This window comes from Enterobacter cloacae complex sp. ESBL7, assembly GCF_041679625.1.
Classification (GTDB): domain Bacteria; phylum Pseudomonadota; class Gammaproteobacteria; order Enterobacterales; family Enterobacteriaceae; genus Enterobacter; species Enterobacter asburiae_B.
In genome coordinates this window covers 1442291-1452416 of sequence record NZ_JBGORN010000001.1, presented here as the reverse complement: position 1 = coordinate 1452416, position 10126 = coordinate 1442291, and the positions used below count along the sequence as shown (strand labels likewise).

General features: G+C 55.6%; 8 protein-coding genes. 5 read left to right on the top strand and 3 right to left on the bottom strand.

From position 1 onward, the window contains the following. Positions 1-80 precede the first annotated feature (80 nt). Positions 81-1418 (bottom strand): TolC family outer membrane protein, encoded by a 1338-nt coding sequence (locus tag ACERY3_RS07245; RefSeq protein ID WP_047647819.1) that lies wholly within the window; start codon positions 1416-1418, stop codon positions 81-83. Between the two features lie 739 nt (positions 1419-2157). Between ACERY3_RS07245 and ACERY3_RS07240 the strand changes: the two genes are divergently transcribed. Both ACERY3_RS07240 and ACERY3_RS07235 read left to right on the top strand, forming a co-directional pair. Further along, complete coding sequence (locus tag ACERY3_RS07240; protein WP_373225364.1) at positions 2158-2901, top strand: DeoR/GlpR family DNA-binding transcription regulator; 744 nt, start codon at positions 2158-2160, stop codon at positions 2899-2901. Positions 2902-2914: 13 nt separating this feature from the next. Further along, positions 2915-3982, top strand: coding sequence for an oxidoreductase (locus ACERY3_RS07235; protein WP_373225363.1), 1068 nt, complete (start codon positions 2915-2917; stop codon positions 3980-3982). A 44-nt stretch (positions 3983-4026) separates the two neighbouring features. On the opposite strand, the gene cybB is transcribed toward ACERY3_RS07235, so the two are convergent. After that, the gene (cybB, locus tag ACERY3_RS07230) at positions 4027-4557 is read right to left on the bottom strand and encodes a cytochrome b561 (RefSeq protein ID WP_023311642.1); all 531 of its coding nucleotides are present in this window, start codon (positions 4555-4557) and stop codon (positions 4027-4029) included. Between the two features lie 189 nt (positions 4558-4746). Here cybB and gap point away from each other — a divergent pair, with 189 nt between their 5' ends. Continuing rightward, on the top strand, positions 4747-5748 hold the full coding sequence (gene gap, locus ACERY3_RS07225) for a type I glyceraldehyde-3-phosphate dehydrogenase (protein ID WP_029740556.1): 1002 nt from the start codon (positions 4747-4749) through the stop codon (positions 5746-5748). Positions 5749-5801: 53 nt separating this feature from the next. Here gap and ACERY3_RS07220 read toward each other — a convergent pair whose 3' ends face one another. After that, a complete protein-coding gene (locus tag ACERY3_RS07220) occupies positions 5802-6596 on the bottom strand; it encodes a YdcF family protein (RefSeq protein WP_373225362.1) in 795 nt (264 codons plus the stop codon). A 389-nt stretch (positions 6597-6985) separates the two neighbouring features. On the opposite strand from ACERY3_RS07220, the gene ACERY3_RS07215 reads away from it, so the two are divergent. Continuing rightward, positions 6986-8305 (top strand): MFS transporter, encoded by a 1320-nt coding sequence (locus ACERY3_RS07215; protein WP_048981126.1) that lies wholly within the window; start codon positions 6986-6988, stop codon positions 8303-8305. A gap of 158 nt (positions 8306-8463) precedes the next feature. Beyond that, complete coding sequence (locus ACERY3_RS07210; RefSeq protein ID WP_373225361.1) at positions 8464-10116, top strand: MFS transporter; 1653 nt, start codon at positions 8464-8466, stop codon at positions 10114-10116. The last annotated feature ends 10 nt before the right edge of the window (positions 10117-10126 follow it).

Here is a 10126-nt window from a genome sequence, read left to right as displayed (position 1 = left end):
CACCAGACGGATGTAGCTATCCCTGGGAAAAAACACCCATTATTTTCAGTCTTACTTTGCGCAACACTGCGCGTCTTTTATTAACTCAAGTCGGGTAATTTTGCGGCAGCGTTTTTCTCTATTCCAATAAGCGGCATTAAATTATCAACCGCGGAAGCATAATTAATTGCCGAACTCCAGCCGTCATACTCGGCGATTATTTTCGCTGAGGTCGCCTGCCAGACATCCTGCTCAACGCTGAGCAGATCGTTAATGCTCCGCTTGCTCAGGGTGTATTCATTTTTATAAACATCGCGGGCCCGCAGAGCATTTTCCAGCTGCTGCTTCCCCGCCTCCATTCGTCCCCGCGCGCCGGTCCAGTCAGCCTGCGCGACGGAGGCCTTTTGCAGGACATCGAAACGCGCCTGATCGACCTGAGAGGAGGCCATGGCACGTGCGCCTTCCGCCTGTCGAACGCGCGCGGAAACCGCGCCCCCCTGATACAGCGGCGCGTCGATATTGAGCTGTATCTGGTCGTCCCAGTAGGAACGGTTGTCCGATTCATAACGGGTGCGCCCCCCCTTCAGGCTTAACGTCGGCCAGTGCTGGGACTTCGCCGTTTCCACGCCATACTGGGCCGAGCGTTCCATGTTCTGCGCGGCCATCACCGCCGGTATCAGGGAATAATCGATGCGGTTGAGCGAGTCCGGCTCCACGGCAAGATTCGCGGGCACCGGCGAATACGCCTCTGCCTGCATTCCGGTTAATACCGCAAGCCTGGCGCGCGCGCTGTTTAAGGCGGCGGTATACTGCGCGACCGTCGCCTGCATGCCGGCAATGCGCGTGCGGGTCTGAAGCTCATCGGAGGTCGAACTCACGCCCGCGTCTGCGCGCAGCTTTGCCAGCTGCTCGACGTTTTTGAGCGCCTGAACGTTTTCGATTGCCGCCTGCAGCAGATCGGAATAGCGTTTGACCTCGACGTAGCTCAGCGCCGTTTTTTCCGCCACGTCCGAGAGCGTGCCCATCAGCTGATAGCGGTAGCTATCGCGCTGGGCGGAGGACTGGCTGATGCTGTTATTGGTCTTGCCAAAATCGTACAGCAGCTGCGTCAGGCTCAGCCCCCAGGCGGCTGAATTCTTCAGCGACCCGCTGGAATCGGTGGTCTGGCTGTGCCCCGTACTCCCGTTCAACGATATTTGCGGCATCCAGCCGCTGCGCGCTTCATCTATTTGTGCCTGGCCAATACCTAATTGCGCGGCCTGCTGGCTAATTGACGGATCGCGATCGATCGCAAAAAGAATACTTTCTTTTAAGGTTGTGGTTGCCACCGGGGCAATACCCACCTGATTACTATTGGCGAAAGCCGTATTTATGGCTAATGAAATGAATGCCAGTGCTGCTGTAAATCGGCGTAACATAGGCTTTCGTAATATCGTCATGTTATCTCCCTGACTCTGAGTGATACTCAAGCAAATACCCAAAAAGAGGTACAGATAATTAGACAAATATCTTATTTAGCTACCTTGCTGAATTTCAGGTAATACTCCCCATACCCATTTCCATCGGAGATGAGATCTGCCCGCATCTTATTTCAATTAAGAATTTACTTATTTCTTAAACTGGTTAGCAGCATAACAAAATGTGTTATACCCCACTACAGCCACAATGTTAATGTGGTGTTACAAGCAAGAAAAAATATGGGGTTTCTGGACAAAACTCTAAAAGTATCCTTTCAGATGAAACATATAAACTCTCTGTTATCTAAGGAAAATTCTTAATTCCCTCCGTGCACATTTTTGCGTTAATTTCAGAGCGAGTCAGACACAAAGATTTTCAAAGAAGTGTCAGTTTACGTAGCCAAAGGGATATATTTAAAATTAAAAACCCTTAAAAAACTAATTAAAGCAATTAAACCCTGCGTAATTTCTATTAAACAGCATTTAACACCACCCAATGGCGATACGCTGGTTACATAACCCAAATCGTTAAATAAAACATAACAATAACATTGTGATTAACATTCAAAACGGCTTCCTTATACCCTCTTAATAAAATTTTAATAATCACCCATCTGAATTATCACGCTGCCGCACATCGTCCTGAGGATATTCCCCTTCTCTCTGCGTCAAAATGCTGTATTATGCAAACTATTGCGACATTTTGCAGGAATGTACTCCCATGCACAAAACCGCTCGTCAACGCTACGTCCTGGATATCCTCAGCGAGCAAGGCCAGGCCAGCATCACCGACCTGGCTGAAAAGCTGCAGGTTTCGGCGGATACCATTCGTCGGGATCTGACCGACCTGGAAAACCAGGGTCTTGCGCAGAAGAACCACGGCGGCGCCATCGCGCTCAACCTCTCCGCCATGAACCGTCAGGGCCGCAATACGCTGCTGCCGGAGACCAAACAGCGCCTGGGTAAACAGGTCGCACAGCAGGTTCCACCGGGCTCCACCCTGTTTCTGGATGCCGGAAGCACGGTGATGGCCGTCGCCACCTTTCTTCAGGGGCCGCTCACCGTTATTACCCCCTCGCTGGACATCGCCCAGCATTTTAGCGACCGGGAAGATATTGAGCTGATCCTGCTAGGCGGGAAATGGGACCACAAGCAGCGACTGTTTGCCGGAAGCGCCACGCTGTCTTTGCTGTCCCGTTATCGGGCAGATATCGCCATTCTTGGGGCGTGCGCCATTCATGCCGAACTCGGTTTGAGCGCCGGTAAAGAAGCGGATGCCGAAGTTAAACGCGCGATGCTGGACGCAAGCCATGCGCACTGGATTGTCGCCGACCACCTGAAAATTAACCGCTGCGAGCCGTATCTGATTTCCGGGTTATCCAGCATTCAACAACTCTTTTTAGATCGTCCCTGGCCTGAGCTTGGGGACCATAGCGCACTGCAGGTTACGGTGTGCGCGAATTAACGTGGAGAAGGTCATGAATAAAGTTCAAACAATCAACATTGCGCTGATCGGGTATGGATTTGTCGGTAAAACCTTCCATGCCCCGCTGATCCAGTCTGTGGACGGGATTAAGCTGGCCGTGGTCTCTTCTCGTGATGAAGAGAAGGTTAAACGCGATCTGCCGGACGTACAGGTGGTGGCGACACCGGAAGAGGCTATTCAGCATCCTGATATCGATCTGGTGGTGATTGCCTCCCCCAACGCCACGCACGCCCCGCTGGCGACGCTGGCCCTGAACGCGGGAAAACACGTGGTCGTGGATAAGCCTTTTACCCTCGACATGCAGGAAGCCCGCGACCTGATTGCGCTGGCGGATGAAAAGCAGCTGCTGCTCTCCGTCTTCCACAACCGCCGCTGGGACAGCGATTTCCTCGGCATTAAGCAGATTATTGAGCAAGGCACGCTCGGCAAGGTAAAACACCTGGAATCGCACATCGACCGCTTCCGCCCGGAAGTGCGCGTGCGCTGGCGCGAGCAGAACGTCCCCGGGAGCGGTCTGTGGTTTGATCTGGGCCCTCACCTGATTGACCAGACGCTACAGCTCTTTGGACTGCCGGAGTCGGTTCAGGGGAATATCGCGACGCTGCGCGACGGCGCAGAAATTAACGACTGGGCGCACGTGGTCTTAAACTACCCGGAGCATAAGGTCATTCTGCACGCCAGCATGCTGGTTGCTGGCGGTACGGCGCGCTTTACCGTCCACGGGGACAAGGGCAGCGTGGTGAAAGCCAGAATCGACCAGCAGGAAGCGCAGCTGCTCGCAGGAGTGATCCCCGGCAGTGAAACCTGGGGCGAAGACGGCGACAGCATGGTGTTCTTTGGGGCCGACGGCGCACCGCAGACGCTCCCTACCCCGAAAGGCGATCAGCGCCAGTATTACGTCAACGTACGTGATGCGCTGCTCGGGAAAATCACCAACCCTGTCCACCCTGTTGAGGCACTGGCGGTCATGGCCGTGCTGGAAGCGGCGGTGAAGTCGTCGGAGACGGGATCAACGCAGGCGCTGGCGTTAACTGCCGAAGAGCGTGCGCTGCTGGGTTAAAAAACAAGCCGGGTGGCGCTGCGCCACCTGGCAAGCGTTAAAGACTACGAACGCTTTTTCGGCATCATGCGCAGAAGAGTATTATCTTTCCAGAAATAGTGATGCATCAGCGCCGCCGCCGCGTGCAGGCCAATCACAAAATAGCCCAGGTTCGCCAGCGTCTCGTGCCACTCTTTCAACATATCCACCAGGTCGAAATTGGACTCCGCCGCATGCGGCATCGCCAGGCCGAAAGCAAACCAGTCGCTGCCCCGGTTGTACATCATCACAATGCCAATCAGCGGCAGCGCAATAAACAGCAGATACACCACCAGGTGCCCAAGGTGGGACATCCCCGTCACCATCGCTTTTGGCTTCGGCTGAATCGGCGGCGCGCGGAATTTCAGGCGAACCAGCAGACGCGTCACCATCAGCACCAGGATACTGATACCGCACGAGACGTGGATCATATTGATCGCTGGACGCGCGGTGCGCGGGAAGAAACCTTTGAACTCCATGGCGCAGTAGGCGACGATGATTAACAGAAACACCAGCCAGTGGATGCCGATTTGCAGGCTTGTATATTTAGTGCGCATGTGATTTCCCGATTAAAAACAGTTATCGCGCCAACATAATCTCCTTTCCTTAAAAATTCATTAACTTTTCTGTATGGTTTTTCAAATACTTCCTCCCGCATGAAGCATCTTCAATTGCCGCCCTGCCCGTGATGGTCTAAGCCTGGATGAGTTCAAACTGTCGCATCGACACGTTTACAGGAGAACACCATGAGTAAAATTGGCATTAACGGCTTTGGACGCATTGGGCGCCTTGTACTGCGTCGCCTTCTTGAAACCCAGGACAGCAATACCGTCGTCGCCATCAACGACCTCACCTCACCGAAAGTGCTGGCCTACCTGCTCAGGCATGATTCCAACTACGGTGGCTTCCCGTGGAGCGTGGATTTCACCGAGGATGCACTGATTGTTGACGGTAAAACCATTGCGGTGTACGCCGAAAAAGAGGCGAAGCACATTCCGTGGAAAGCCGCAGGCGTGGATATCGTCGTGGAGTGCACCGGCTTTTATACCTCTGAAGAGAAATCACGGGCGCACCTGGACGCCGGCGCGAAGAAAGTGCTGATTTCTGCCCCTGCGGGTGAGATGAAAACCATCGTCTACAGCGTGAATGACGACACCATTGACGCCAGTGACACTATTATTTCCGTCGCATCCTGCACCACCAACTGCCTCGCCCCGCTGGCGAAAGCCCTGAACGATGCGTTTGAAATAAAAGTGGGCACCATGACCACCATTCATGCCTATACCGGTACGCAGGCGCTGGTGGATGGCCCGCGCGGGAAAGACCTTCGCGCCTCGCGGGCGGCGGCAGAGAATATCATTCCCCACACCACCGGCGCCGCAAAGGCCATCGGTCTGGTGATCCCGGCGCTCAGCGGCAAGCTGAAGGGCCACGCGCAGCGCGTGCCGGTAAAAACGGGTTCAGTCACCGAGCTGGTGGCGATTCTGGGCAAGAAAGTGACCGTTGAGGAGATCAACGCCGCGCTGAAAAAGGCGACGCAGGGCAATAAATCGTTCGGGTATACCGACGAAGAGATTGTGTCGTCCGATGTGATTGGCTCGCATTACGGTTCGGTGTTTGACGCCACGCAGACGGAGGTGTCAGAAGCGGGAGAGCTGCAGCTGGTGAAAGCGGTAGCCTGGTATGACAACGAGTACGGTTTTGTGACGCAGCTGGTGCGGACGCTGGATAAGTTTGCGGCGCTGTGATTTTCCCCTCACCCTAACCCTCTCCCCAATGGGGCGAGGGAATGGTTCCGTGCTTAGATTATTTTACGCGCCCCCTTCAGAACCGGGTCCTGCTGTAACTGTTCCCATGCGGCAATCACAGCATCCGGGAATTCAACGTGCGCGATAAAATCCCGCCCGGCCGGACCATAGCCGTTAACGTCATCGTACAAACGCGGCAGCTCCCCCAGGACCAGTGACAGGTAGCGCTCAACGGGCCACAGTCCGCTATTGCCCGCGCTAAACTCCACGCCCTCTTTGCCATTGTGCAGCGTTGGCGTAAACCCAGGATGGCTTATCCACTGCGGTGACACGGGCTCATCCCGACACACGCGGGCAAACGTCGCCATCGTACGGCGCTGCATCGTCGGGTCCTGCACCACCAGCACCCGCCCGGTTGCTCGCTCATGCTGTTTTAGCATATTCCAGCTAAAACGCGCGTTCTCACCGCAGTTGGTGGAGCGATCTTCAATCCACAGGCGCGCATCGGGGATCTGCCAGAACTCCCGCGCAATGTCGGCAAGAATGCTCGCTTCCGCCCGCCCTTCGACGGGCAAGGTGTGATAACGCGGATGACTGCCGATAGCGGCATATAGAAACGCGGTTGAATGACCAATACCGCCGCTAATCAGGAGCGGGATGTCTCTCTGCGTGGCAATACGGCAGGCCGCCTCAATGGTCGGGATCACCGCGTTTCCTGCCAGGATCACCGCATCGACGTCCGGGGGCTGGCGGCTGTCGCTCAGGTCGTCCTGCGCCAGCCATTCACCGACAGTATTGATGGCCGCCAGCGTGGCATCCGGCAGGATGGGAAAATGGGGCTGAACCATGGTGAACTCCTCATTTATGTCTCTTCAGGGTAGCGGCTTCTTACCGATAACGCAGAGGCGGGCTCTGAAACCAGACGTTGTTTTACCGCCCAAATTGTCATTTTTCTGAAATAACCAGAAACATCCAAAAACAATCGGGTTGCACCTGCATATTATGCTTTTGGTTTTCCATCATACAAAACATCCTGTTGCACATGCCCTCTGCAAAAGCACCCAACGCTGCTTATTTCACCGTGATCTGACCAGTTTCATCCCCCGTTAGCTTGCCAAATACAACATCCAACCCTAAGTTGCTTAACAATTTCACAACCTTTTTCATCATCACAGGTTGCACCTGAAGCGCGCCAGGTGACACCTCATACATCATCAACGTGGCGGGGTTTCAGGTCATGACAGAACATGAAAGTACGACGACGGTATTACGAAAAAATAAGAAGGTATTAATCGCCAGCCTTACCGGGAGCGCCATTGAATGGTTTGACTATTTTCTCTACGGCACGGCGGCCGCGCTGGTCTTCAATAAGATCTTTTTCCCGATGGTCGATCCGGTGATCGGGCTCATCCTCTCTTATCTCTCGTTCTCATTAACCTTTTTCATTCGCCCCATTGGCGGGGTACTTTTCGCCCATATCGGTGACCGCATCGGACGTAAAAAAACCCTCGTTCTTACCCTCTCTCTGATGGGAGGTGCAACCGTCATGATCGGTCTGCTGCCCACGTATGAAATGATTGGCCTGTGGGCGCCCGCTCTGCTGATCCTGATGCGTATCATTCAGGGGATGGGCATAGGCGGTGAATGGGGCGGCGCGCTGCTGCTGGCCTACGAATACGCGCCCGAAAAACGTAAAGGCTTCTTCGGCAGTATTCCGCAGGCGGGCGTCACCATCGGCATGCTGATGGCGACCTTCATCGTCTCGCTGATGACCCTGTTCAGCGAGGAAGATTTCCTCTCCTGGGGCTGGCGCATCCCGTTCCTGCTGAGTTCGGTTCTGGTGTTGCTCGGCCTGTGGATCCGTAAGGACATCGACGAGACGCCTGATTTCAGGAAGGTAAAACAATCGGGCCAGGTGGCGAAAGCGCCTCTGCGCGATACTCTGAAACACCACTGGCGCGAAGTGCTGATTGCCGCCGGTCTGAAGGTGGTTGAAACCGCGCCGTTCTACATCTTCTCGACGTTTGTCGTGAGCTATGCCACCACGACGCTGACGTATCAAAAGTCTCAGGCGCTGGAAGCCGTGACGCTGGGAGCCCTGGTGGCCACGGTGATGATCCCGTTAATGGGGCTACTCTCGGATAAAATTGGCCGTCAACGCATGTATGCCGCGAGCGTCTTCATCCTGGGGTTGTTTATCGTGCCGTGGTTTATGCTGCTCAATACCGGTACAACCTGGGGCATTGTGCTCGCGACGGTCATCGCCTTTGGCGTGCTGTGGGCACCGGTAACGGCGGTACTCGGCACGCTGTGCTCTGAAATTTTTAGTGCAAACGTACGCTACACCGGCATTACGCTCGGTTATCAGCTGGGTGCCGCGCTGGCAGGCGGTACCGCGCCGCTGATTGCCACCGGACTGCTGGCGAAATATGACGGCGACTGGGTTCCGGTGGCCTGGTATCTTGCCGTCACGGTAGCCATTTCCCTAATCGCGATTTTCTGCGCCAGCCGCGTTAAGCGAACATCCCCTCTGCAGGCACAGCCCGAACAGCTCTGATCGTTGTCGGCCCGACTTTCGGGCCGCTCTTTTTCCTTAAATTTCCCTTCTACATTTGATTAACATGCGTAAATCATATTCACTTGAATTATCATTTGCGGCAGACGTAGAATCGCTAGCCCGCTAATTATTCAATTATTTCTAAGGTAAACGACGTTATGCGCCTGCCCGAACGCGACCCTTATGCTCCTCGCGAGTGGCAGCCACATGAGAAACCCGCCCTGCTGGGTTCGCCTTCCACACCCGAGCACAGTACGCCAAAACGCATTGCCTACGGCGTCGTTGGCCTGCTGGTGTGCCTGACGGGAGCGCTGGGAAATGCGGTGGTGACCGCCAACCTGCAAAACCTGCAGGGGACCTTCGGGGCCTGGTCGACCGAAATCGCCTGGCTGCCTGCGGTCTACGTCATGACCAACATCTCTATCAACCTGCTGCTGGTCAAGTTCCGCCAGCAGTACGGTCTGCGCGCCTTCACGGAAGGTTTTCTGGTGCTGTACGTGCTGGTGACCTTTTTCCACCTGTTCGTTAACGATCTCAGCTCGGCGCTGATGGTTCGCGCCGCGCACGGGATGGTGGCCGCCGCGCTCAGCTCGCTGGGGATTTACTACCAGATCCAGGCCTGGCCTGCGAAGCACCGCCTGAAGGCGCTCACCATCGGGATAACCGGCTCATCGCTCGCCATTCCTCTGGCCCGCCTGTTTTCCACCGAACTGCTGCAGCTGGACGAATGGCGCGGGCTCTATTTCTTCGAGCTCGGGCTGGCGCTGATCTCCCTGGCCTGCGTGGTAGCCTTAAAACTGCCGCCGGGCGATCGGCGAAAGGTCTTTGAGAAGAAAGACTTCATCACCTTCTTTTTAATGGCCCCCGGAATGGCCCTGCTCTGCGCCGTGCTCTCGTTGGGCCGCCTAGACTGGTGGTTCGAGGCGCCGTGGATCGGCTGGTCGCTGGCGCTATCGCTGGTGCTGATTGTGGCCGCCATCGTCTTTGAACATAACCGCGCCAACCCGCTGCTGAACACCCGCTGGCTGTCGAGCGGCAGCATCGTCCGTCTGGGGCTCATCATGCTGCTTATCCGTATCGTGCTGGCAGAGCAAAATACCGGGGTCATCGGCTGGCTGCAGTACGTGGGGTTACAGAATGAGCAGATGACCCACCTGGCGTGGTCCATTTTCGCCGGGATCGTCTGCGGGATTGTCACCAGCTGCCTCACGATTAAGCCGACCAAACTGGCGTGGCCAATCATCACCTCCCTGGCGCTGATGATTGTTGCCTCGCTGCTGGACAGCCAGTCCAACAACCTGACCCGACCGGATCAGCTGATGCTAAGCCAGTTTCTGCTGGGCTTCGGCAGCGCCTTCTTCCTGGCGCCCGCCATGCTGGCCGCCATTGGTGGGGTGATCGCCGACCCGCGCAACCTGGTCAGCTTCTCGGTGATGTTCGGCATGAGTCAGAACCTCGGCGGCCTGCTGGGTTCCGCGATCCTCGGAACCTTCCAGACCTGGCGCGAGAAGTACCACTCCAGCCTGCTGGCGGACCAGCTCACCACGCTCAATCCGCTGGTCAACGAGCGTATCCAGATTTACACCCAGATGTACCGGAGCCTGATTGGCGACAGTTCGCTGCTGGGGACGCAGGCGATCACGCAGCTGCAAACGGTGACGACGCTTGAGGCGAATATTCTGGCTTACAACGATACTTATCTGCTGACGGCGGGCATCGCTGCCGCCACGCTGGTCTGGATTTTATGGCGCTTGCTGCGCCTGCGCATCACTGCCCGTATGGCGCTTAAGAACGCCACCGGCAACAAATAATTGAAATATT

Coding starts and splice junctions, on each gene's coding strand:
- ACERY3_RS07245 (WP_047647819.1), bottom strand. CDS start 1,418: ATGACGATATTACGAAAGCCTATGTTACGCCGATTTACAGCAGCACTG.
- ACERY3_RS07240 (WP_373225364.1), top strand. CDS start 2,158: ATGCACAAAACCGCTCGTCAACGCTACGTCCTGGATATCCTCAGCGAG.
- ACERY3_RS07235 (WP_373225363.1), top strand. CDS start 2,915: ATGAATAAAGTTCAAACAATCAACATTGCGCTGATCGGGTATGGATTT.
- cybB (WP_023311642.1), bottom strand. CDS start 4,557: ATGCGCACTAAATATACAAGCCTGCAAATCGGCATCCACTGGCTGGTG.
- gap (WP_029740556.1), top strand. CDS start 4,747: ATGAGTAAAATTGGCATTAACGGCTTTGGACGCATTGGGCGCCTTGTA.
- ACERY3_RS07220 (WP_373225362.1), bottom strand. CDS start 6,596: ATGGTTCAGCCCCATTTTCCCATCCTGCCGGATGCCACGCTGGCGGCC.
- ACERY3_RS07215 (WP_048981126.1), top strand. CDS start 6,986: ATGACAGAACATGAAAGTACGACGACGGTATTACGAAAAAATAAGAAG.
- ACERY3_RS07210 (WP_373225361.1), top strand. CDS start 8,464: ATGCGCCTGCCCGAACGCGACCCTTATGCTCCTCGCGAGTGGCAGCCA.